Below are 22,395 nucleotides of genomic sequence, written 5' to 3'. Positions count from 1 at the left end.
CATAACATCAAAAGTCATCTGGAATGAAAAAATTAAACAAAGCGCAACGGCTTATTTTTCTACTGGGCATCATAGGTACCCTAGTGGGGTTGTATGGCAAATTCAATGGTTGGGAGCACAATGACTATTTCCCGATTTTCTACAGTGGAATGTCGTTTATGTGGATCGCGTTTCTCCCTTCAGGGAAAACCTGTTGCAACTGGTTTAAAAAGCGTACTAAAAGCGTGGAAGCATAGTGAGTTTTCAATAGGTTATATTTGACCTAGGTTGAGCCAAGTGATATGCAATTGACAGAAAGTAAAAGAAACCGCTTTTTTTGGATCCTACAGTTTTTGGGATGGGGATTCATTAATATGCTCTCTATTTTCATACTGAAGAAAATCAGTGTGGAACTGGTAGTTTACTCCATTATCACAGGGATTTTGATTGGGATTTTTTCTACATCACTACTGCGGTGGTATTTAAAGCGAAATGTAAATTTTGAAGGTTTTGATGTCAAGGATTTTGTAAAAATCCTTGTGTCCTTTTTTGCCACTTCCGGGCTTTTTGGATTCTTAAATTTTGGTTTGGGATATGCCTATGTAAAATTGGGGCCAGAACTTACCGAGGCGGAAATGCAGCATTTTGAAAATTATGACGCTACCTGGATATGGATTGTGAACTCCTTGTTTATTATTGGTGCCTGGACGGTTACCTATTTGGTGATCAAACTACTGTTGAAGCTCAACAAAGACAGAATTGAGCGTTTGGAGTTGAACACCCACCTGAAACAAGCACAACTGAATACCCTAAAAGGGCAAATCAACCCGCATTTTATGTTCAACAGCCTAAATAATATAAGAGGGTTGATGCTGGAAGATGTAGAAAAGTCGAGGGAAATGCTGACCAAACTTTCAGAAATTTTGCGGTACTCCCTTACCAAAAATAATATTGATGCCATTGCGGTTGAAGAGGAATTGGAGGTGGTGGATAATTATATTGATCTGTCAAAAATCCAATTGGAAGATCGCTTGGAGTTTGTAAAGGAGGTGGACAAGGAAACTTTGAAGCTGCAAATTCCTCCCATGATCATTCAACTGCTTATTGAAAATGCAGTAAAGCATGGTATTTCCAACTTAAAGCAGGGCGGCCGTATTGTGTTGAACCTAAAGCAGGAGGATGGTCTTTTAATTATTGAGGTGAAAAATACAGGGAAGCTTCAGATAGGAAAAAACACCACCCAATTGGGACTAAAGAATATCCGCCAAAGATTAAAATTATTGTATGCGGATAAAGCATCATTTAATTTGAGTGAGATTACAGGAGAAGTGGTTGCCCATATAAAAATTCCACTAGCATGAAAATAGAGGCGGTCATAGTGGAAGATTCAAGATTGGCGCGCAACGAGTTGAAGGAGCTTATCAAAAAGTACCCGGAAATTGAATTGATAGGTGAAGCCGAAAATGTGGACAAGGGATTTGAATTGATTCAGGAAAAAAGCCCTAAACTTTTGTTTTTGGACATCAATATGCCAGAGAAAGACGGGTTTGAATTGTTGGAAATGTTGGATGAAGTGCCCATTACGGTCTTTACCACTGCTTTTGACGAATACGCGATCAAATCCTTTGAATACAATGCCCTGGATTATTTGCTGAAGCCCGTGAGCGAAAAGCGCTTTTCCATGGCTTTAGACAAGGTTAAAAAGAAGCTGGCGGCAGTATCGGATGATAAAGTAGCCGATAAAAGGTTATCTGTAAACAGTCAGATATTTATAAAAGATGGGGAGGCGTGCTGGTTGGTAAAAATTGGGGATATCTCCCATTTTGAAATCGTTGGGAACTATACACGGGTTTTCTTTGAGGATAAAAACCCGATGTTGTACAAATCCCTAAATCAAGTTGAGGAGAAACTCCCGGAACAGGATTTTTTCCGAGCCAATAGGCAACAAATTGTGAACACCAACTTTATAGACAATGTTGTGCCTTGGTTTAATGGCAAGCTTAAACTTCAGATGAAGAATGGCGAAGAAGTTGAGGTGTCAAGAAGACAATCCTATATTTTCAAGGATAGAATGAGCTTATAATCAAAAAACGACCTCATGAAAAAAAGGGCCTTCTAAATGAAGGCCCTTTTTTATACGTTATACGGTTTATCAAGCCCGTAATATATCCTTATATCGGTCTTTGTAGCCAACAAGTGCGGCTATATTCAAGATCAAAAGTCCAACAGCTGGGCCAATATTGCTTGGATCCAATGTAGCATGGAACAATACAGCATTGACAGATACGCTCATCAAAATAACGGACATCAATGCACCATACTTGTTTAAAATAAGGGCTAGGCCCGCCAAAATTTCCACCACAGCCACCAAATTCAAGGTTTGTGTAGAAGATAGGGCACCAAAGTATCCCATAACGGCTTCTGGCATTTCTCCCATTGGGATAAAGTGTAGAAACTTATTCAAGCCAAAGGTCAGGACAAAGAGTCCGAGCAAGATTCGTACGACCAGAAAAACTTTTGCGTTCATTTAGTTAAATTTTATTGGTTAAGCAATAAAAATAGCTAAAAATTGCGAATATGTTAAAATTAAAGGGGTTAAAATTAAAATATGATTAGAGCGACTTTAATAACCCACCATCAATGGGAATGTTGGTGCCGTTGATGTAGGCCGCCTTCTCTGAAGCCAAAAAAGTGGCTAAAAATCCAAACTCTTCGGGATTGCCAATTCGTTTTGCGGGTACCTGCACTTCCATATTAAATCGCACCTCAGAAGGCATTACCCCAAGTTTTTCCGCTTTTTTGGCATTGAGTTGGGCTATTCTATCCGTATCAAAATAACCAGTGAGCACGTTGTTGACGGTAATCCCGTCTTTGGCAACGTCAAAAGCCAGACTCTTGCCCCAGGTAACCACTGCAGCTCTAATGGAGTTGGATAAGGCCAAATAATTCAAGGGTTCCTTTACCGAAATAGAAGCTACATTAATGATTCTTCCCCATTGTTGCTTTTGCATATGTTCCAAAGCGAGAGTGGTGGTATAAACCACTGACTTAAACAAGAGGTCAAAGGCCTTTTGGTAGTCTTCCACATTTTTTTCCAATGCGCCCCCAGCCTCAGGGCCTTGCGTATTGTTGACGAGAATATCTATAGGATTTGCTCGGATAAAAGAAGAAATTGTTTCCTTGAACGATTCAAAATGGGAGAAATCAACCACAAGATATTGGTGTTTTTGTCCCTGGGAAGTATCCAATTCTTGGATAATGGCCTCCATTTTGGACTTGTTTCTAGCCATCAGGGTTACGCTGGCCCCGCTATCTGCCAATTGCCGGGCAATAGCCTCACCAATTCCTTTGCTACTACCACCCACCAAGGCTGATTTACCTACTAAAGAAATCTTCATAGTTATCTATATTCTTCCCGAACGGGGCTAAAAACATCCATTAATTTGCAAGGGGTAAGGGCTTTGCCACCATGCGGGGTATTGGAAGGTATAACAACAACATCACCAGGTAAATAGGTTTGGGTCTTACCATCCAAAGTAAACTCAAATTCGCCTTCCAACACATGCATGATTTGTTCGTGAACATGATGGTGTTCTGGGACGACAGCATCTTTTTCCACCTCCCAAAAGGCCCAGGTCAAGGTCTCGCCATGCACCATTTTTCCGTGATAGCCGGGCATAATTTCCTTCGTGCTAATATTAGCTAGATTCATTGTGTTCAATTTTTCAACAAGATAGAAATTAATAAGATGAAATGTTTGTTTGCAATGGCAGGGTCAATGTCTATTTTTGGTGGATAAAAGACAGCAATGAAAATTCATTTTATAGCTATTGGCGGCAGTGCCATGCATAACCTGGCTTTGGCTTTGGCCCACAAAGGCTATACTATTACGGGTAGCGATGATATAATTTTTGAACCTTCCAAGAGCAGATTGGAAGCCCAGGGTTTGTTGCCTGTGGAGTTTGGGTGGTTTCCAGAAAAATTGAACAATGAGTTGGACGCTGTAGTACTGGGAATGCATGCTAAAGCTGATAATCCTGAGCTGCTCAAGGCACAGGAATTAGGGCTGAAAATCTATTCTTACCCCGAGTTTTTGTACGAACAATCAAAGCATAAAACCAGGGTGGTCATAGGGGGCAGTCACGGAAAGACCACCATTACCTCCATGATCCTACATGTGCTTAATTACAACGACATTGATGTGGATTATATGGTGGGTGCCCAACTGGAGGGTTTTGAAAGAATGGTGCACTTGACCGAGGACAATGATTTTATTGTTTTGGAGGGTGACGAATACCTTTCCTCCCCAATTGATAGACGACCTAAATTTCATCTCTATCAACCCAATATAGCCCTCTTGAGTGGTATAGCCTGGGATCACATCAATGTTTTCCCAACCTATGCCAATTATGTGGAGCAGTTCCAGATTTTTGTTGATGGTATTGTGCGAGGTGGGAGCATTACCTTCAATACTGAGGATAAAGAGGTTGCGAAAGTGGTGGAATTGTCCGAGAATGCCATTAGGAAGTTTCCGTACAGCACACCTGACCACAAAGTAGTTGATGGAGTTACGTTTTTGGAAACCCCAGAAGGTGATATGCCCGTTGAGATTTTTGGGAAGCACAACTTGAATAATTTGGCCGGTGCCAAATGGATTTGCCAGCAAATGGGAGTGGATGAGGCTGACTTTTATGAAGCTATAGCTACGTTTAAAGGAGCTTCCAAACGCATGGAGAAAATTGCGGAAGGGAAAAATAAAATAGCCTACAAGGATTTTGCCCACTCTCCCAGTAAAGTAAAGGCGACCACCAGCGCGGTAAAGGAGCAATACCCAAACCGCAAATTGATTGCCTGTTTGGAACTCCATACTTATAGCAGCCTTAACGCAGAGTTTCTTCAAGAATACAAAGGAGCTCTGGATGCTGCAGATGTGGCCATGGTTTTTTATTCACCAAAGGCGGTACAGATTAAACAATTGGATGAGGTGACTTCTCAACAAATAGCCAATGCTTTTCAACGGAATGATGTTCTGGTTTTTACGGATCCAATATCGTTTCAAAACCAACTTTTTGCTACGGATTTTGACAATTCCGCCTTGCTGCTCATGAGTTCTGGGAACTATGGTGGGCTCAATTTTGAAGCAGTCAAGGAGCTTTTCAGTTAGTATATAGGGTAATTTTGTCAGTTTTGGTGGCATTGGAATAATTGTTGTCATCCAAGGGCATGGAATTGTCCAAGCCAAAGCTGTCCAAAAGGGTGCTGAAACGGTTACGCCGTATAGCTTCTATTTTACTTTCTGCCTATATGCTTGGGGTATCCAATGTGGTTTTGGAAGAAGACCGGTTGATCAACGATACGCGAGCAAAGGTTGAGCAGCAGGAAATCCAAGACAACGACGATAACCAATAAATAATCCTGTCTAGACGCCAAATTGCCTCAGATGGTGGTCTAAATGTTTGTACTGCATTTGCCCCCATTGTTCGGGCGTAAAATGCCCAAAAGCAGGATGTGGATCCCATTGCTTTTTATCTTTTTCTTCGTGAAACTCCTTAACAAACCCTATTAAGGTGTTTTTTTCAGTTCCAAATTCCTTGTCCTCCAAAACTTTAAAACCCTTTGCGGTGGGAAGATTAGGTTTCCAAAGCTTATCATCGTACATGCCTTTTTTAAAACTTCTAAATAGAAATTTCATTAAGAAATTCGGCTTTTTCATCCTATATTTACCTAGCGCCAAACGCAAAGGAAATTGGCAATGGAATAACATCTGCCCAACTTCCATCTTACCCCATAGACCTTTGGAAGACTCGTTAAGTAGTCCTATCCTGTCCATAACCTCGTCTAGAGTACCGGAATCAAATAGTGATTTCATTACTTAAGCTTTAAATAAATTTACAAACTATTACCCTACCTTTAGGCTATGCATGAAAAAACAGCTTCTTTTTCCATAAAACAATGGGCAGAAGATGACAAACCCAGGGAAAAATTGGTGAACAAAGGGCGTACGGTGCTATCAGATGCAGAACTCATTGCCATTTTAATTGGCTCTGGAAGTAGAAAGGAAAGCGCCGTGGGACTATCCCAACGAATATTGGCAACCGTGAACCATAATTTAAATGAATTGGGTAAACTTTCTGTCAACCAGTTGAAGCAGTTTGAGGGCATTGGGGATGCAAAGGCCGTGACCATTGCCGCTGCTTTGGAAGTGGGAAGGAGAAGGCGAGGTGAAGAAGGATGTAGTACCACCAAAATTGAAAATAGTCAGGATGCTTTTGAAATTTTGCATCCGGTTATGGGAGAACTGGAGCATGAAGAATTTTGGATACTCTACCTGAACAATTCCAACAAAGTGATTCATAAGGCTTTACTGAGCAAAGGAGGAATAACGGGAACCCTAGTGGATGTAAGATTAGTGCTGAAGCAAGCGCTGGAACTAGGTGCTGTGGCCATCATTTTGGCCCATAACCACCCTTCGGGTGGCCTAAGGCCTAGTGCAGCAGACAAACATATTACCAAAAAACTAAAGTTGGCATCAGAGGCCTTGGATATCAAAGTTTTGGATCATTTAATATTAACCCAGTACGGATATCTAAGCTTTGCGGATAAAGGTATGCTCTAATTGAACGGTTTAAATGCTATTGATATTTACCCATAAAATAACCAATCGCCTTACGTATACCGCAAAGCAGTTATTTGAAAAGATTTTGGGGATTGAGGTTATTTTCACCACCAAAGTGGAGGACTTTATAAAGCATACCGGGCCTAAACTCACCTATTCCAAGCAACCGCTACAAAATGAATTTTTTATCCGAAGCAATGATCTTTTGTTTGAACAAGGGATAAACGATTTGGATGTAAAGGTGGATGACTGGAATGGAATTCCCTGTTTTTTTGCCACTGATGATAAAAGTGCTATTCCTTATGATATTTTTTCGGCCAGCTTTTTCCTGCTGAGCAGATATGAAGAATATTTACCACATGTAAAGGACAGTGTAGGCAGGTTTCCGGCCAAAGAAAGTATTGCTTTTCAACATAAGTTTTTGGAATTGCCCGTAGTGGACTTGTGGGCCCATCAACTACTGGAATTGCTTAAGGAACGTTTTCCTGATATGGCCCATGGAGGTAAAACTTATTCATTTACGCCCATTATTAATGTTACCACATCCCATAGTTATGCCCACAGAGGATTGGCCAGAAGCTTGGGTGGCTTGTTAATGGACTTGGGATCCTTTAGAATTCGCAAAATGTTTCAGCGGTTTTCGGTGCTTTTGGGATTTAGGAAAGATCCCTTTGATAACTTTTATGCTTTGGTGGACATTCACAAAAAGTTCCCGATAAAAAGCATGTTCTTTTTTCAGTTTGCCAAATATTCCACCCATGACAAGAACATTTCACCGAATAACAACAAGTTCCGCTACCTGATCAAGTCCATAGCAGATTATAGCATTGTTTCCCTAAGCACCTCTTTTTTGTCATCCACCAATATGGCGGTTCTCAAAGAGGAAAAACAGCAGTTGTCCAACCTTATCAACAGGCCCATCAACTATTCCCGTTTAAGGTACAATAGGGTAAACGTACCATTGACCTATAGAACTTTGATAGAAACCGAGTTTACAGATGATTTTTCAATGGGATACACCCATGAGATCGGCTTTAGGGCAGGGACATGCACGCCTTTTTATTTTTATGATATCAATATGGAGGTAAGACAACCGCTCAAAGTGCATCCCTTTGCGGTGCATGACTATGCGCTTCAACAATACAAAAACAAGGAAGAAGTGTTTGCAAAAATGGACGGGATCTACAACGTGGTCCGTAAGGTGAATGGTGGATTGATAACGGTTTTTTCCAATGAATTACTTGGAAGCAGTCACAAAATAAATTGGATGGAGCTCTACCAATCCTTGCTAAGGCGGTATTATGTTTAAGAACCATATCACAGACATTTTTTTTGATTTGGATCATACCCTATGGGATTTTGAAAGGAATTCTGCCCTCACTTTTGAGAAAATCCTAGGGCAAAATAACATTGATGTGAACCTGGATTCTTTTTTAAAGATCTATGTGCCCATCAATTTGGATTATTGGAAATTGTACAGGGAAGATAGGATTACGAAAGCCGAGCTACGGTATCAGCGATTGAAAAAGACATTTGACGCATTGGGAGCCCAAGTTTCCGATGAGCATATCGATTTACTTGCCCATGAATATATCCAGCATTTGTCCAGTTTTACCCATCTGTTCCCAGATACTGTTGAGGTACTGGAATATCTGTCCCCAAAATATAATCTGCACATCATCACCAATGGTTTTCAGGAGATCCAGGAAAAAAAGCTTAAAGGAGCCAACATTGACCGCTATTTTGAGCATGTAATCAATTCGGAGGAAGCCGGTGTAAAAAAACCCCATCCGCAAATATTTCACATGGCCTTGGATCGGGCTAAGGTTTCCGCGGAAAATTCCTTGATGGTGGGCGACAGTTTGGAAGCCGATATTCAAGGGGCAATTGCGGTTGGATTCCAAACCCTTCATTTTAATGCACATAACGAGGCAAACCACAAGATTTGCCCAATGATTAACAATCTGAGTGAAATAAAAGGGATTTTATAGAGTTATAGTAGGGTACAGCATGGCCCCGTTGTTCTATAAGAAAATTGCTTTTTATCCCATGAAAAGATTGCTTTTTCGCTGCATAATGGCGACCATGGTCGTGTTGTTCACCTACTCCTGTGCTGAAGAACAGGATTTCAATCAAGCTGATGATCTTAACGTAACACCGACGGTTGCTTCCAGTTTATTTTATCTGGAATCCACAGAGGAGTTTATCAATTTGGCAACCGTAAGTCCCACTTTCTATTCCCATACGTTCAATTTTGACCCATTTAATGAACAATTTGTGGCCGATAATTTATTGGACGGGGCACTTCTTTATGAAATTGAAAACACGACAAGCAAACCCCTGACTTTTTCCATAGAATATTTGGACGAGGGTGGAAACGTCTTGGATGTTGAGGTTTTTGACGTGGAACCTGAACCTGCGCCCTTATTGACCTTAAGGGTGGCCTATGGCCCTGGAGGAAAGAACTTGGACATTTTAAGAAACACCTCCAGCTTAAGAGTGACCGCACAAAATTTGGGCGACAACTCAAGTACGTCAGCAGCCTCGGAACCCAAGGTAGTCCTTAGATCTGCCGCCGAATTTAGATTCGAGTTACTATGAGATTTGGGGCATTGTTCTTTTTTTCCATGTGTTTTGGGATAGGGGTATTAGGTGCCCAAAACAAACAAATACTTTACGATTTCTATGAAATTCCCCAGTCGCTGTTGATCAATCCAGGGGTCAAGACCATGGAAAAATGGCATACTGGCATTCCAGCCCTTTCCGGTTTCTATCTGCAGGCAGGTTCAAGTGGGGTTACGGTCAATGATCTTTTTGCCAATGATGGGGTGGATTTTACCACCAAGGTACGGGAACGGGTTATTAATGGGATGAGCAAAAGGGATGACTTTAGCTTTAACAGTCAAATAGAGGTGTTTAATGTTGGGTTTCGCAACCCAAACCGGCCAGACGATTATTATTCCTTTGGATTATACGAGGAATTGGATATGATTGTGTACTGGCCACGGGATTTGGCCATTCTAGCCTTTGAAGGCAATGGTGGAAACAACATTGGGAGGAGTTTTGACCTTGGGGATTTGAGCCTTAGGGGAGAAATGGTAAGTGTGCTCCATTTTGGGATAAACAGAAAATTGAACAATACGCTCACAGTAGGGGCAAGGGCCAAAATCTATTCCGGCATTTTCCAGTTTCAATCTACAGGGAATAGGGGAAGCTTCACAACCACCATTGGTCAGGACAACATTTATAGAACCTCCTTGGATGTGGATATGCAACTTCAAACGGCAGGGGTGGATGAAATCACTGATGTTTTGGAGGAAGATTCTTCATCAATCACAAACCTTTTAAGGAGAAGAGTTTTATTTGGAGGCAATCTAGGGTTGGGGTTCGATGCTGGATTCACCTATAAACTTACTCCCCAAACCACAATAACAGGAAGTCTATTGGACATGGGATTTATCTACAATTCCAAAGATATCCTAAACTATAAAGTCAGTGGGAGTGTAGCCAATGAAGGATTGACCGTTTTTTTGCCTGAGGATATCAATGATCTTGACAATGATCTTTGGCAAGATTTGGTGGATGAGATTGAGGAGGCCATTCCGTATGAGGAAAATGAGTCGGGCTATATTTCTTTTAGACCAGTGAAATTATATGGGTCAATCCGCTATGATTATGGTCAGGCCGAATCTACATACAATAGGGATTGTGGTTGTGCTGTAACTGGTGAGGAGGGAAAAAACAATGACATGTATAGGAACAGTGTGGGAGGCCAACTTTTTATGATGAAAAGACCTCGGGGAATACAAGCCGCATTAACGGGTTTTTATCAAAAAAGACTAGGCCGCGCGTTGGCCCTTAAAACTACCTATACGGTGGACAAATACTCATTGAGCAATATTGGATTGGGACTAAATCTTCAGGCCGGCCCAGTAAATTTCTATATTATGGGCGACAATCTTTTGGCCTATAGAAATGTGGCGGATAGCCATTATGCTTCTTTACAGTTCGGATTTAATATTATATCTTGGAACGATAATTGATTATCTGTTCCATATGAAATCTCGACTATTACTTTTATTGGTATTTGCAGTTGGCGTGGGGAGTGCGTTAAATGCCCAATTGGACAACTATAAATATATCATTGTACCCAAGCAATTTAGTGCCTTTAACAAAGAAAACAGGCACCAGACCAGTACTACGGTCAAATATTTATTTACCCAAAAAGGTTTTACCGCCGTTTATGATGACAGTCTTCCTGAAGACCTGGCCAACAATCGTTGTCTGGGACTCCTTGTGGAATTGGATGATTCATCTAACATGTTCAGCACCAAAACCACTCTTGTTCTCAAAGATTGCCAAGGGGATGAAGTATACAGGACAATTGAAGGGAGAAGCAAGATAAAAGAGTACCGTGCTGCCTATAGGGAAGCTTTGGGTGAGGCTTTTGCCCCCATCCAAGCCATGATGTATAGCTATACTCCCAAGGAAGAACCGAAAGAAGAGAAAAAAGATGCTCCTATTACCGTAAGTTTTAAAAACGATATTAAATCGGTTGAGGAGAAACCTGCACAGCCAACACCTAGGGTAGTGGAGCAAGTGGCCACCCAGGAAGAACAGAGTTTTAAAAGCATGGAACCTGTGGCTTCCAATATGAAGAAGGTGGAAAAAGCCGAGGCTCCTGTAAAAAATCTTTTGTATGCCCAACCCACTGAAAATGGATATCAATTGGTGGATAGTACTCCCAAGGTGGTGCTTAAACTGATTAAAACCTCAGTGGACAATATTTTCTTGGTGGATGATGACACCAGGAGTGGTATGGTTTTCAAAAAAGGGGACAAGTGGTTGCTTGAATATTCGGATAGCAATGGAAAGCAGCAAGAAGAACTGAATATTAAGTTCTAGAACTCGTATTTGTCCTTCCAGCGTTTTTTAAGAAAATCCTTGATGGCTTTTTCCCTGGGATTATCCCCAGGTTTGTAAAAGGTGGTTCCTTCTATTTCTTCTGGTAGAAATTCAAAATCCACAAAATTGTTCTCATGGTCATGGGCATAGTCATACCCTTTACCATACCCCAAATCCTTCATCAATTTGGTAGGAGCGTTTCTTATGGCCAAGGGTACGGAAAGGTCTCCCGTTTCCCTTACTTTTTGCTGAGCCAGCTTAATGGCTGCATAACTTGCATTGCTTTTAGGGGAACTAGCCAAGTAGGTAGCACATTGACTTAGGATTATCCGGGCTTCTGGATAACCAATCGTGTTAACCGCCTGAAATGTGGAATTAGCAAGAACTAGGGCAGTTGGATTGGCATTCCCTATATCTTCGGAAGCCAAAATCACCAATCTACGGGCAATGAATTTTACATCTTCACCCCCCTCAATCATTCGAGCCAACCAATATACGGCCGCATTGGGATCACTGCCACGAATGGATTTGATAAATGCCGAAATAATATCATAATGCTGTTCTCCCGTCTTGTCGTAAAGCACCGTGTTCTTCTGCACCTTGTTCATTACGGCCTCGTTGGTCACCGTAATTTCATCTCCGCCTTCCGCGTTGACGATCAATTCAAAGATGTTCAACAACTTTCTCCCGTCTCCACCCGATAATCGCAATAATGCCTCAGTTTCCTTTAAATGAATTTTTTTCGATTTTAGGATGGTATCGGTGTCCATCGCCCTATGGAGCAGGGCTTCCAAATCGCTTTTATCAAACGGATTGAGGATATATACTTGACATCGTGACAGTAAGGCGGGAATTACCTCGAAACTGGGGTTTTCAGTGGTGGCGCCAATCAAGGTTACCCAACCTTTTTCCACAGCCCCCAATAAGGAATCTTGTTGCGATTTACTGAATCTATGAATCTCATCAATAAATAGAATGGGATTTTTGGCTGTGAAAAGCCCTCCGCTTTGTTTGGCCTTGTCAATAACTTCCCGTACGTCCTTAACTCCGCTACTTATGGCGCTTAAAGTATAAAAAGGGCGTTCGCTTTCATTGGCAATGATATGTGCAAGCGTGGTCTTTCCGGTTCCTGGAGGCCCCCAAAAAATCAAGGAGGGGATAATACCGTTTTTAATTTGATGGGTAAGGGAACCTTCCGCACCCACCAAATGGTTTTGGCTTATATAATCCTCTAAGGTTTTTGGGCGTATGCGCTCTGCAAGCGGTTCATTCATACCGATAAAAATAAGATAAATTAAAGGACGAAATTGAGGTGCATTTCTTCTAATTTTAAGGAATGGGTAGCACAAAACCTGACAATTTGTGTCTATACAACACTATGGAGGGATAATTGAAGTTATTAACATATGTCCGAAAGCAAACATTTTCAATTTTCCAATGCAGTTCTGTTGGCACCTTTGGTTGCCATCCTTTCCATTTGGACAGTTTACTGGATGGAGGTGAGGTTTGGGTTCAATTTCAACGAATTTGGGATTTATCCCAGAAAACTATCCGGTTTAAGGGGTATTTTGTTTGGGCCATTTGTACACGGATCTGTGGAACACTTATACAACAATACCATTCCACTGGCGGTTTTAACCTCATTTTTGGTTTATTTCTACAGAAACGCAGCTTTCAAAACTTTACTTTTAGGGGTTTTGATTTCAGGAGCTTTAACATGGCTGATTGGTCGCCCATCATACCATATTGGGGCCAGTGGAGTCATCTATGTTTTGGCCAGTTTTATATTTTTTAAAGGGGTCTTTGCCAAACATTTTAGACTGGTTGCCCTCTCTTTGGTGGTAGTGTTCATTTACGGAAGTATGATTTGGTATATATTTCCGGTTAAGGACGGGATTTCTTGGGAAGGACACCTTTCAGGCTTTGTCACCGGCCTTCTTTTGGCCTTGACCACCAGGGTACGGGTTCCTTCGACTAAAAAATACGATTGGGAACGGGAAGATTACGACGAGGAAAATGATCCCTTCCTAAAACAGTTCGATAAGGATGGGAATTTTATAGAGACCCAACCCGAAACGGAGAATGAAGAAGCCATTAAGGTAACCTATCACTATAAAAAAAGGGAAGAGAACTAAGTTGCGGAACTACGTTGCCGCACCACTTCATATAAGAACACGCCGCAGGCTACCGATACGTTTAAAGAACCAATTTGACCTAGTAGGGGTAGTTTTACCTTATTGTCCAAAACTTTCATTACAGAGTTTGATATCCCCTTGTCCTCGGCTCCCATTACAATGGCACAGGGAGATTTGAAATCCGCCGAATATATCTGGTTTTCGGTCTTTTCAGTTGCACCAATTACTGATATACCTGAAGCTTGAAGGTAATAAATGGCATCTTTTAGATGGTCCACTTTGGCAATGGGAACATTGAACACGGCCCCAGCAGATGTTTTAACCGTATCCTCGGTAATGGGTGCTGCCCCATTCTTGGGTACTATGATGCCATGAACCCCGCAGCATTCGGCAGTTCTTATAATAGCGCCAAAGTTCCGAACATCTGAAATCTGGTCCAATAACAGGAAAAAGGGAACTTGTTCCTTTTCCATCACTTGTTCCACCAAGGATTCAAACGCCTGAAACTCCACGGGGGATATCTGTGCCACCGCACCCTGGTGGTTGTTTTTGGTCAATCGGTTTAGTTTTTCAACAGGAACATAGGAACTACTGATGCCATTTTTTCGAATGGTCGTTTCCAACTCCCTAAAAAGTTCACCACCCAATCCCTTTTGTAGAAAAATCTTGTTGATCGGCTGTTCGGCCTCAATGGCTTCCATTATGGCGCGTATGCCGTAAATCTGGTTGTTCATTCCTTGAGTTGTATTTTAGGTCGGGACAGCTTACGAGCTGAATTTGTGTACCGTCACTGATCCGTTGTTCACGGTACTGATCAGGTATTTAATATTGTTCCCGGTCTCTATGACCTCTATGTCCTTGACATTTCCTTGCAAAAATAAGCCCGATTGCTGCTGTGGCAAGCTGATGTAACCATCTTTCCCATTGGATAGCAGTATATGCCCTGAAATGGCGTCCAATCTTGGTGTTTCCACCTCGGTCTCGTAGATATTCCCAGCGGTCACTACGTCTTCAAATCCATCTTGGTTAATGTCGATAAAAACACAATCCAAAAGCGGGAACATCTGACTTTCAATGGGAAGTTCTTGCTTTTCAAAATTACCATCCCCTCGGTTGATCAATACAGCGGAGGTGAAGTTGGTGACGCTTCTTTCATAGGAAGTGTTCAATTTCTCACCATAGATATCTACCAAACTGGCATTGGCAAACTCATTATAGGTTTCAAATTTATCCTTGATAAAAGGCATTTGTTGTGAAGAACATTCACGACCTCGAACAGGTACATAGGTGCCGTTGTATTTTTTGCTCAATACAATATCATTGGTGCCATTGTCGTCAAAATCTGCGGAGAATATCTTGAAGGGTTTATCCGCAGAGGCCTTGAACTTGATATTGAGTCCGGCGTTCCCTAAAATGTAATCCTTTAGTCCATCGTTGTTCACATCAGTCTCATTAACAGAAAAATACCAGCCTTGTTCGGTCAAAACAGGGTTGTCTTTGGAAATGTTTTTAAATACACCTTGCTGATTCATGAAAACTCCAACGCCTGTCCATTCCCCAACAGCAATGAAATCTTCCCAACCATCATTGTTGATGTCCGTGGTTTCAAGATCATTGATGATTCCAAAATCCAGTAGCTCTGGGGCTATTTTTACTGTGGCGTCCACCAGTTCCCCATTTTGGTTTTCCAAAAGTGCAGATGACTGGTGATTGGGATAGGCACCGGGAACAACCCTATTCCCAATTATAATATCATTGTCCCCATCCTTATCAAAGTCGATAAAGGTCACAGCTTTACCATTTTTAGGGAATTTGCCCAAAACATCACTGTCCAGTCTGGTAAATTGCCCATTACCATCGTTGATGTAGATTCTATCTGTATGGTAGGAGGAATGTTCTGCAAACTCATTTCCACCACTAACCACATAGAGATCCAAGTCTTGATCTCCATCAAAATCAAAAAATATGGATTCCATATCCTCAAAAGAAGCATCATTGACTAGGGCAGGGCTGGCTAATTTTTTGAATCCGTTACTACTTTGTACAAATAGTTGCCCAGCTTGACCTGAAGCTCCACCAATATGAAGGTCTACCTTCCCGTCATTATTGATATCGCCTTTGGTAATGAACGGCCCTAAATTGGATTGCTTATAGGGGAGTAGAATCTCTTTTTCAAAATCATCAAAAGGATTTTCCTTGTGGGTAAAGTCCAAGCCTATATTTCTTGCACTAAGCTCCTGAAACAGGCTATTCCTGCGTTTGGCTTGATAGGGTAAAGTGGCGTCTTCTTCCTTAAAGACAAGGGTGGAGTTGGCAGGAACCTTGACTTTTTGCTCCATTTTCCCTGATTTCCAGTAAACGGAAACTGTATCAATGGTTTGTATGCTGCCAATGCCAAAGAGCGCATTGGGTTCTTGGGCAGATCTGTAGCCTCGCACCCTTTTTACCTCAATCATCTGGGAGTTTTTTTCGGTACTGATAACAACTTTGGCAAATTCCTCAGAGCTATTTCCTTCTGTAATGACTTTAAGATAATTTCCTTTTCCCTCTTCAACAGATAGATTTTTATAGACAAAGGCGGCATCATCCATATTGTTGACCACCAAATCCAGATCTCCATCATTGTCCAAATCCCCACTGGCCGCACCATTGCTAAAAGAAAAGTCGTCCAACCCCCATTCTTGGGAAACGTTGGCGAATTTTAAGGCAGCTGTGCTTTTGTACATAATATTGGGCAATCTTTCGGAGGGCATGGACTCATAGAGTTCCTGTTTTATCTGGAGGGGTACATTGTTGCCATACTTTTGTCTTGCCTCAAAAACACGCCTTTGAAGGTCATTGTCCAAGGCGTAGCGGCGGTATCCATTGGTAATGTGGATTTCCTTTTGTCCATCCAAATCAAAATCGTTCATGAGGACAGACCAGCTCCAATCTGTATTGGCTACCCCAGAGAGTTGGGAAATATTATTGAACTTTAGGTCTCCAATATTTTTTTGAAGGGAATTGTACATGTACTGGTACTGAAAATCCCTTTTGTTCACCAAATAATCAAACCTGCTGGTGCTCATGGAAGCCATTAAGGTTTTGGAGCGGACGTGATCATTGGCGGCCATATCCAGAACAAAAATGTCCTGAAGATTGTCGTTGTCAATGTCGGCAATGTCCATACCCATTCCATAGAAAGAAATTTGGTTGGTTGTTTCCTTTATACGGTCAGAAAAGGTTCCATTTCTATTGTTGAGGTAGAGTACATCCGGGAGGTAATAGTCGCTTGCCAAGTAGATGTCCAACCAGCCATCTTCGTCAATGTCTGAAATGGCAAGTCCGAGCCCGAAAATCGGTTTTTCCAGACCCGCTGCCCGTGTTACATCCACAAATTTTCCTCCATCGTTTCGGTACAGGTGGGATGAGTTGTAGTAGATACTTTCTGGGTTGGACTTGATATAACGTTCCAAGCTTATGGGATCAAAGCCATATAGCTCATTTTCATTCATGACCATGCAATCCAGGTCACCATCCTTATCATAATCAAAAAATGCGGATTGCGTGCTGATGCCTTCATCTGCAAGTCCAAATGCCGTTGCACTTTCAACAAAGGTTCCATCCTTTTGGTTGATAAACAGTAGATTTTTGCGTTCCTGGCGATTTTTTGGACCTCCTTGGGAGAAGTAAATATCCATCCAGCCATCAGCATCAATATCCACAAAAGTGACCCCATTGGACCAATGCTTTCCAGTATTGATTCCTGATGATTCAGTGATATCCTTAAACTTTAGGTCCCCTTGATTCAAATAGATACGGTTGGGAACTTGATTTCCGCAAAAAACCACGTCCAAAAGGCCGTCATTGTTCAAATCTTCCATACCTACCCCAGCACCATTGTAGAAGTAATCATAATCGAAAAGATTCTCCATGGTGCTTACATCATGGGTAATGGTATTGCTGAAGCTTATTCCGCTCTGGGCACTTTCCAGTTTCTGGAACAGCTTTTTTTCTTCAACTTGGGAGGTTGGAGTGGTGGAAGCGTCATTGTCCTTTTTATCCGTACCACAACCCACGATAATAAAGAGTAGGGATACGTAAATATATGTATGTAGCTTGGGCATGGGCAAATTCAATTCGTAGCGAAATATACTATATTATTGAAAGCGATATAGTTAAATTGGAGCAAGAACCAAGGAACAAGTGCTAAAGTCCAAGGGCTATTATCCCTGGATGGTCCGTTGCGTAGTGGTACGATCTCCAATAGAACCCCGGAGTATGAAACTTCCAAACCACTTCACCTTCCTCGGTAACTTCCCAAATGCCAAAATCACCTTCGGTGATAAGTCTGTTGCCAGTGGGAATCCTTACCATGCCAGACACTCGGGGCGCATAAAGGTCAGCATCTGTAAAGCTCCACGCCACAGTAGGCTCATTGTCTTCATTGGCCTGGAGTTCCAATGGATCTGGAAGTGTAAGCTCATAGGCTGTGGATTGTTCCAAATCCGCTCCGTTGGAGTAAATGGAAAACTTGCCCAAATCTGCACCGTCCAACAATCTAGGGTGATGGTTGTTCCTAAACAGTCTTTCGCCCATCGCATTGTCGTAGGCTTTAGGGTTACCAAATCTGTAGATCAGGTCGCCGCCCATACCAAAGTTGCCCCCAGAGCTGGTTGCGGCTTCTTCTGTGGTAGTACTATGATCTATGACCCAAACTTCGTGATAGAAGTTTACACTTAGGAAAATCAAATCGTTGTTTTCATCATATTCAAGACCGTTTGCGTGCATGATATCCCCTTCCTTATCTGTTACATAATTTAGGTTGATAAGGTTAGGATGGTCAGCTACCACGCCAAAATTGTCCTTGGTGTCGTCATGATCTTGAACCAGATGGTCCCAGGCATGCCATTCCCAAACGATTTCATCTGTGGTAGGGTCTATTTCTATAATGGCCTCCGGGAAAATGTCGATTTCCAAACTTGATCCTGCTTGTTCTGCCTGTTCCGCGGTTCTTCTTTCCCAGACGATGGTAATTACGTTGCCATTTGGGAGCAATTCAACATCATGATGGGTGATATATTCCGGGGAGGAATAATCGAAATTCCAGTCTACAGAACTATCAGGATTTACAAACTGAAGTTTACCACCTTGTCCCCCGTACTGAATATCGGGATCAGCTGCTTTCATAATGCCCAAAAGGCGGCCATCATCGATTAATTCCACGTCATTGCCAATACCAAAGGGTAAGTCCCATTCGTGAAGGATAATGGAGTTTTTGTCCATGAGGTATACCCTGTCCGCTCCAGCATCGTTTATTAGTACATAGCCTTCGCTTACCAGATCCGCATTGAAGATTTCCACGGTGCCAGCTTCTTCTCCTACACCAGGAGGGTCTGTAGGTTCATCATCCGTAGGTTCGTCGTCTGTGGGTGCATCATCTGTGGGTTCGTCGTCAGTGGGATTTTGTCCTGTATCATCCACAGGATCCATGGAGTTATCATCGCTGTTGCATGCATACATCAAAAACAAGATGGATAGCAATGAAGCCAGAATCATTCGAAAAGTTCGCTTCATAGTAATTTTTGAGCTAAAGGTAGTTAAATTCGAGAAAATTGATTGCGCACCAAAGGGAGTTATGTGCCCGTCTAATATAAAAGGAAATTCATGATTAAAAAAGGGGCATCAACGATGCCCCTTTTTACAATTTAAGTTAACCTAATAACTATATTATTCACATACAAGGATTGGAATCTCACCCACTTCTGGGCTAGGACCTCCACTTGCAGCTGTTTTCAAGTTTGGATCTTGAATAGTGTAGGTAACCTCACTATCCCAGTCACCAGAGATGAAAGTGATAACCAAAGAAACAGCGCCTTCCGGTACATCAAATGTAGCAGAACCGTTTTCTCCAGCTTCTAACGTATACTCAACAACACCAGCGTCATCGATGTTTACTCCGATGGCAGCACCGTTCCATCCGTCTCCGTAGCTATCGAAGAAGTTGATGGTGTACTCACCTGGATAAGGAGCATCAGCATTCAATTGAATACATTCAGTAACAAATACTGCTCTGTAGTACTCGGTATCGTTTTCATCCGTAGTAACAACTCTTCCATCAGCAGTTACAATCTCGTAACGCAATTGGAATTCGTCGTTTACACCTAAGTCATCAAAAGTTAGGTTAGGACCATATAGATCATCCAAAGTGATTTCGTAATCCAAAGAGCTTACGCCATCTGCGATATCCAAATCAGCAATGTTCCAAGTTGCAAAAAGCTCTTCTGGCTCAGAAGCATTGATATCATCTACAATACTTCTGTCAACGAAAGCACGATAAAGATTCAAAGTTTCTACCAAAGCTTGATCGTTTCCGTCATCAATAGTGATAGTAACGGAGTAATCCATGTTTGGATTGGTCAAAGAAACTTCGTTGGCATTTACATCCTCGATATCAAAAGCGATACCATCGTCAACCAATTCTGTGTATTGGTATGGAGAGCTAAAGAATGAACCTCCACTCACGTTACCAGTGGTATCGGAGTTTTTGAAGGATCTTCCATCTGTTAGGAAAAGCTCCATGTCAATTACGAATTGATCACCAGGAAGTACATCTGTAAGTGCTACGCCAGTTGCAGAAAGAACCTCGGCCATAGTTACGCTATAGTCGAAACTTGGCAATCCTTCCGTCTCACCGAATTCGCTAGCAGCAATAGTAGCCAAAGCAGCATTGGCAACAGAGTTATCTGCACCATTGTTATCTACAAAACTTGCGGTAATCTCTACACGATCCAACAAATCTCCTCCTTCGGCATCTTGCTCTTGGATTGAGAAGTCCAAAACGCTGGCAGTATCAAACATATCCAACGCTCCAGTTGCGGAAAGCGTTCTTAAAATAGCTCCACTGGACACGGTCTCTTGTACAATGACCGTGGCCTTGTCGTCTTCACTACACCCTGCGATAAAGATGCCCAGGGCAAGCAAGACATACGTCTTGAAATTTTTCATGTAATTCATTTTTACGTTTTTCATCGCTCTTTTTTTTAGTTAGCCGCGGGAGCGGTGGGGTTAGTATCCCAGAATACGGGCTGCGTCTGATCAGCTTTTTGCGTGATATTAGAGTTATTGTTCACCGCATTTGCAGGATAGTACATAGATCTAATGAAAGTTCCAGGATCTGGTTCCAAGTTGGGCTGAAGTGTAGTTGGGAAACCTGTTCTTCTATAGAAGTTGTAAGGCTCAACACCGTTACCAAAGTGGGCAATGAAGTATTGCTCACCCAAAACATCCCATTTTCCATCAGCATCAGCATCGTCAAAATCGATACCTACTTGGGTTGCATACGCATTCACATCACCTTCAGAAGGTACGAAAGATAGGTCAGCACCAGCTTCTCTTCCTGTCAAGAAAGCTTGAACCTTAGCTACTGATTTGGCATAACCTGCCAACATGAATGTTCTTGCATCGCCAGTATTGCCGGCAGCCAAAGCCATTTCAGCTCTCATGAAATCAACACCGAAAGCAGTCAATAGGTTAGTGATACCTGTTCCACCACCACCAGCTGATGGGCTAATGGCCAAGAAGCTATCATCATCAAATCTACCACCTACAGGGTAAGTTCCGTAAGTCGCTCTTAGAAGTCCATCTGGTGGAATACCGTCAGCCTCTCCGTGAGCTCTACCCCAGAAACCGTTAGGCAACCAGCAGAAATCTCCACCAAATCCAGCGTTGATATAGTGCTGAGGAGGAGTCTCCAAAGAACAGTTCAACAATTCCTCATTAGGTGCAATTTCCGCACCAGGAACCGCATTGGTTTGTCTGTAGAAGTAGTAGCGAGTTCTTGGATCAGCAGACTCGTCCATCAAAGACATTAACCAGTTGGACATATATTCACCGGCACCTGCAGCTTGATAGTTGATACCATATCTTGGGTGTCTTGTATCAGGCTGAGTTGCACTAGTAGCAGGCCAGTTCCAAACAAAATCGTCAGCAGTATCCTGAATGTAGTTACCACCTGCGATAATAGCGTTAAAGCTTGCAGCTGCACCTGAATCTACCAATCTACGTTGAACATAGATTTTCAATTTAAGTGTATTCGCAGCTCTTTCCCATTTTGCATAGTCGTTTCCGTAGTAGAAATCAACTGCTGGGTTAGCCGTTGGAGTGCTATTAAAATTGGCAATTGCTTGGTCTATAAGAGCCAAACAAGCGTCATAAATGCTAGCCCCAGTATCGACTGCTGGATTAAAGTTCTGCTCCGCACCCTGTACAATCTCAGTATAAGGAACGTCACCAAAGAAATCCACCATACTGATCATCAAGTAAGCCTCAATAAACTGGGCAATACCGATATGTCTGGTCAAACCAGCTTCTTGAGCAAGAGGAGTCATGGCACGGATGTCGGCAAGTACACCTCTATAGGCATTTAGCCACTCATCGTTCATGTCACTATCCTGATAAACGGTGTTATAGTTTCTACCGTTCATGTTTACGATACGGGTCATTTCCATTCCCAGTTCGTTGAAACCGTCACCAGTGGTATTACCACCGGATTGCCAGTTATCATTAAGGTCAAAATCCGCATCGCCCTCAAACTGCCTTACGAAATCCTCTTGAATGGAATTCAAGAAGAAGTCAACACCCGCCTGATCTGGAGTCAGGAAATTTGGGTTGGCGGTAAGGTCGAGCTCCGTGGTCTCACAAGAGGTGAATGCAAGCAATCCTCCTAAGACCGTCAAAGTCATATATCTGCTAATGTTTTTCATTATTATTATTGTTATG

The 22,395-nt window shown here is 42.2% G+C and carries 22 protein-coding genes; 12 read left to right on the top strand and 10 right to left on the bottom strand.

Annotation, left to right across the window (positions count from 1 at the left end; translation table 11 throughout):
* Positions 1-23 precede the first annotated feature (23 nt).
* Genes ACOOE0_RS01505 through ACOOE0_RS01495 form a run of 3 tightly spaced genes read left to right on the top strand, consistent with a single transcriptional unit; the run spans position 24 to position 2,062 of the window.
* The gene (locus ACOOE0_RS01505; RefSeq protein WP_420400715.1) at positions 24-236 is read left to right on the top strand and encodes a hypothetical protein; all 213 of its coding nucleotides are present in this window, start codon (positions 24-26) and stop codon (positions 234-236) included.
* A gap of 45 nt (positions 237-281) precedes the next feature.
* Positions 282-1,340 carry a sensor histidine kinase gene (locus ACOOE0_RS01500; protein WP_420400714.1) on the top strand — a complete coding sequence of 353 codons (1,059 nt, stop codon included), beginning with the start codon at positions 282-284 and terminating at the stop codon, positions 1,338-1,340.
* On the top strand, positions 1,337-2,062 hold the full coding sequence (locus ACOOE0_RS01495) for a LytR/AlgR family response regulator transcription factor (protein ID WP_420400713.1): 726 nt from the start codon (positions 1,337-1,339) through the stop codon (positions 2,060-2,062). Before ACOOE0_RS01500 ends, ACOOE0_RS01495 begins: the two co-directional genes overlap by 4 nt.
* A gap of 69 nt (positions 2,063-2,131) precedes the next feature.
* Here the strand turns inward: ACOOE0_RS01495 and ACOOE0_RS01490 are convergent, their stop codons facing one another.
* From ACOOE0_RS01490 to ACOOE0_RS01480, 3 genes are all read right to left on the bottom strand, one after another.
* A complete protein-coding gene (locus ACOOE0_RS01490; RefSeq protein ID WP_138835228.1) occupies positions 2,132-2,506 on the bottom strand; it encodes a DoxX family membrane protein in 375 nt (124 codons plus the stop codon).
* Positions 2,507-2,591: 85 nt separating this feature from the next.
* Positions 2,592-3,377, bottom strand: a complete 786-nt coding sequence (locus ACOOE0_RS01485) for an SDR family oxidoreductase (protein ID WP_420400712.1) — start codon at positions 3,375-3,377, stop codon at positions 2,592-2,594.
* A gap of 2 nt (positions 3,378-3,379) precedes the next feature.
* Positions 3,380-3,691: a cupin domain-containing protein gene (locus ACOOE0_RS01480; protein WP_420400711.1), complete on the bottom strand. Its 312-nt coding sequence runs from the start codon at positions 3,689-3,691 to the stop codon at positions 3,380-3,382.
* Positions 3,692-3,787: 96 nt separating this feature from the next.
* Here ACOOE0_RS01480 and ACOOE0_RS01475 point away from each other — a divergent pair, with 96 nt between their 5' ends.
* Positions 3,788-5,143 carry a UDP-N-acetylmuramate--L-alanine ligase gene (locus tag ACOOE0_RS01475; protein WP_420400710.1) on the top strand — a complete coding sequence of 452 codons (1,356 nt, stop codon included), beginning with the start codon at positions 3,788-3,790 and terminating at the stop codon, positions 5,141-5,143.
* 59 nt (positions 5,144-5,202) lie between these two features.
* Positions 5,203-5,388, top strand: a complete 186-nt coding sequence (locus ACOOE0_RS01470; RefSeq protein WP_420400709.1) for a hypothetical protein — start codon at positions 5,203-5,205, stop codon at positions 5,386-5,388.
* Positions 5,389-5,398: 10 nt separating this feature from the next.
* Here ACOOE0_RS01470 and ACOOE0_RS01465 read toward each other — a convergent pair whose 3' ends face one another.
* Positions 5,399-5,848 carry a DUF1569 domain-containing protein gene (locus tag ACOOE0_RS01465; protein ID WP_420400708.1) on the bottom strand — a complete coding sequence of 150 codons (450 nt, stop codon included), beginning with the start codon at positions 5,846-5,848 and terminating at the stop codon, positions 5,399-5,401.
* 48 nt (positions 5,849-5,896) lie between these two features.
* On the opposite strand from ACOOE0_RS01465, the gene radC reads away from it, so the two are divergent.
* Genes radC through ACOOE0_RS01435 form a run of 6 tightly spaced genes read left to right on the top strand, consistent with a single transcriptional unit; the run spans position 5,897 to position 11,500 of the window.
* Complete coding sequence (gene radC, locus ACOOE0_RS01460) at positions 5,897-6,595, top strand: RadC family protein (RefSeq protein ID WP_420400707.1); 699 nt, start codon at positions 5,897-5,899, stop codon at positions 6,593-6,595.
* 13 nt (positions 6,596-6,608) lie between these two features.
* Positions 6,609-7,904: a polysaccharide deacetylase family protein gene (locus tag ACOOE0_RS01455; protein ID WP_420400706.1), complete on the top strand. Its 1,296-nt coding sequence runs from the start codon at positions 6,609-6,611 to the stop codon at positions 7,902-7,904.
* A complete protein-coding gene (locus tag ACOOE0_RS01450) occupies positions 7,897-8,586 on the top strand; it encodes a YjjG family noncanonical pyrimidine nucleotidase (protein ID WP_420400705.1) in 690 nt (229 codons plus the stop codon). The genes ACOOE0_RS01455 and ACOOE0_RS01450 overlap by 8 nt, the downstream gene beginning before the upstream one ends.
* 58 nt (positions 8,587-8,644) lie before the next feature.
* Complete coding sequence (locus ACOOE0_RS01445; RefSeq protein ID WP_420400704.1) at positions 8,645-9,196, top strand: hypothetical protein; 552 nt, start codon at positions 8,645-8,647, stop codon at positions 9,194-9,196.
* A complete protein-coding gene (locus ACOOE0_RS01440) occupies positions 9,193-10,638 on the top strand; it encodes a DUF5723 family protein (RefSeq protein ID WP_420400703.1) in 1,446 nt (481 codons plus the stop codon). The genes ACOOE0_RS01445 and ACOOE0_RS01440 overlap by 4 nt, the downstream gene beginning before the upstream one ends.
* A 13-nt stretch (positions 10,639-10,651) precedes the next feature.
* Positions 10,652-11,500, top strand: coding sequence for a hypothetical protein (locus tag ACOOE0_RS01435; RefSeq protein ID WP_420400702.1), 849 nt, complete (start codon positions 10,652-10,654; stop codon positions 11,498-11,500).
* On the opposite strand, the gene ACOOE0_RS01430 is transcribed toward ACOOE0_RS01435, so the two are convergent.
* Entirely contained in the window at positions 11,497-12,774 is a 1,278-nt protein-coding gene (locus tag ACOOE0_RS01430) for a replication-associated recombination protein A (protein ID WP_420400701.1), read from the bottom strand. The genes ACOOE0_RS01435 and ACOOE0_RS01430 overlap by 4 nt on opposite strands.
* Positions 12,775-12,906: 132 nt before the next feature.
* On the opposite strand from ACOOE0_RS01430, the gene ACOOE0_RS01425 reads away from it, so the two are divergent.
* Positions 12,907-13,635, top strand: a complete 729-nt coding sequence (locus ACOOE0_RS01425; RefSeq protein ID WP_420400700.1) for a rhomboid family intramembrane serine protease — start codon at positions 12,907-12,909, stop codon at positions 13,633-13,635.
* Here ACOOE0_RS01425 and rlmB read toward each other — a convergent pair.
* The 5 genes from rlmB to ACOOE0_RS01400 form a co-directional block, all read right to left on the bottom strand.
* Positions 13,632-14,369 carry a 23S rRNA (guanosine(2251)-2'-O)-methyltransferase RlmB gene (gene rlmB, locus ACOOE0_RS01420; RefSeq protein WP_420400699.1) on the bottom strand — a complete coding sequence of 246 codons (738 nt, stop codon included), beginning with the start codon at positions 14,367-14,369 and terminating at the stop codon, positions 13,632-13,634. The genes ACOOE0_RS01425 and rlmB overlap by 4 nt on opposite strands.
* Positions 14,370-14,399: 30 nt before the next feature.
* A complete protein-coding gene (locus ACOOE0_RS01415) occupies positions 14,400-17,741 on the bottom strand; it encodes a VCBS repeat-containing protein (RefSeq protein WP_420400698.1) in 3,342 nt (1,113 codons plus the stop codon).
* An 82-nt stretch (positions 17,742-17,823) separates the two neighbouring features.
* Positions 17,824-19,191 carry an arylsulfotransferase family protein gene (locus ACOOE0_RS01410; protein ID WP_420400697.1) on the bottom strand — a complete coding sequence of 456 codons (1,368 nt, stop codon included), beginning with the start codon at positions 19,189-19,191 and terminating at the stop codon, positions 17,824-17,826.
* A gap of 153 nt (positions 19,192-19,344) precedes the next feature.
* Positions 19,345-20,622: a hypothetical protein gene (locus ACOOE0_RS01405; RefSeq protein WP_420400696.1), complete on the bottom strand. Its 1,278-nt coding sequence runs from the start codon at positions 20,620-20,622 to the stop codon at positions 19,345-19,347.
* A gap of 35 nt (positions 20,623-20,657) precedes the next feature.
* Entirely contained in the window at positions 20,658-22,379 is a 1,722-nt protein-coding gene (locus ACOOE0_RS01400) for a SusD/RagB family nutrient-binding outer membrane lipoprotein (RefSeq protein WP_420400695.1), read from the bottom strand.
* Positions 22,380-22,395 lie beyond the last annotated feature (16 nt).

This window comes from Flagellimonas sp. (assembly GCF_965215805.1).
Lineage (GTDB): Bacteria > Bacteroidota > Bacteroidia > Flavobacteriales > Flavobacteriaceae > Flagellimonas.
This window is presented reverse-complemented; position numbering and strand designations above follow the sequence as displayed.

Coding starts and splice junctions, on each gene's coding strand:
- ACOOE0_RS01505 (WP_420400715.1), top strand. CDS start 24: ATGAAAAAATTAAACAAAGCGCAACGGCTTATTTTTCTACTGGGCATC.
- ACOOE0_RS01500 (WP_420400714.1), top strand. CDS start 282: ATGCAATTGACAGAAAGTAAAAGAAACCGCTTTTTTTGGATCCTACAG.
- ACOOE0_RS01495 (WP_420400713.1), top strand. CDS start 1,337: ATGAAAATAGAGGCGGTCATAGTGGAAGATTCAAGATTGGCGCGCAAC.
- ACOOE0_RS01490 (WP_138835228.1), bottom strand. CDS start 2,506: ATGAACGCAAAAGTTTTTCTGGTCGTACGAATCTTGCTCGGACTCTTT.
- ACOOE0_RS01485 (WP_420400712.1), bottom strand. CDS start 3,377: ATGAAGATTTCTTTAGTAGGTAAATCAGCCTTGGTGGGTGGTAGTAGC.
- ACOOE0_RS01480 (WP_420400711.1), bottom strand. CDS start 3,691: ATGAATCTAGCTAATATTAGCACGAAGGAAATTATGCCCGGCTATCAC.
- ACOOE0_RS01475 (WP_420400710.1), top strand. CDS start 3,788: ATGAAAATTCATTTTATAGCTATTGGCGGCAGTGCCATGCATAACCTG.
- ACOOE0_RS01470 (WP_420400709.1), top strand. CDS start 5,203: ATGGAATTGTCCAAGCCAAAGCTGTCCAAAAGGGTGCTGAAACGGTTA.
- ACOOE0_RS01465 (WP_420400708.1), bottom strand. CDS start 5,848: ATGAAATCACTATTTGATTCCGGTACTCTAGACGAGGTTATGGACAGG.
- radC (WP_420400707.1), top strand. CDS start 5,897: ATGCATGAAAAAACAGCTTCTTTTTCCATAAAACAATGGGCAGAAGAT.
- ACOOE0_RS01455 (WP_420400706.1), top strand. CDS start 6,609: ATGCTATTGATATTTACCCATAAAATAACCAATCGCCTTACGTATACC.
- ACOOE0_RS01450 (WP_420400705.1), top strand. CDS start 7,897: ATGTTTAAGAACCATATCACAGACATTTTTTTTGATTTGGATCATACC.
- ACOOE0_RS01445 (WP_420400704.1), top strand. CDS start 8,645: ATGAAAAGATTGCTTTTTCGCTGCATAATGGCGACCATGGTCGTGTTG.
- ACOOE0_RS01440 (WP_420400703.1), top strand. CDS start 9,193: ATGAGATTTGGGGCATTGTTCTTTTTTTCCATGTGTTTTGGGATAGGG.
- ACOOE0_RS01435 (WP_420400702.1), top strand. CDS start 10,652: ATGAAATCTCGACTATTACTTTTATTGGTATTTGCAGTTGGCGTGGGG.
- ACOOE0_RS01430 (WP_420400701.1), bottom strand. CDS start 12,774: ATGAATGAACCGCTTGCAGAGCGCATACGCCCAAAAACCTTAGAGGAT.
- ACOOE0_RS01425 (WP_420400700.1), top strand. CDS start 12,907: ATGTCCGAAAGCAAACATTTTCAATTTTCCAATGCAGTTCTGTTGGCA.
- rlmB (WP_420400699.1), bottom strand. CDS start 14,369: ATGAACAACCAGATTTACGGCATACGCGCCATAATGGAAGCCATTGAG.
- ACOOE0_RS01415 (WP_420400698.1), bottom strand. CDS start 17,741: ATGCCCAAGCTACATACATATATTTACGTATCCCTACTCTTTATTATC.
- ACOOE0_RS01410 (WP_420400697.1), bottom strand. CDS start 19,191: ATGAAGCGAACTTTTCGAATGATTCTGGCTTCATTGCTATCCATCTTG.
- ACOOE0_RS01405 (WP_420400696.1), bottom strand. CDS start 20,622: ATGAAAAATTTCAAGACGTATGTCTTGCTTGCCCTGGGCATCTTTATC.
- ACOOE0_RS01400 (WP_420400695.1), bottom strand. CDS start 22,379: ATGAAAAACATTAGCAGATATATGACTTTGACGGTCTTAGGAGGATTG.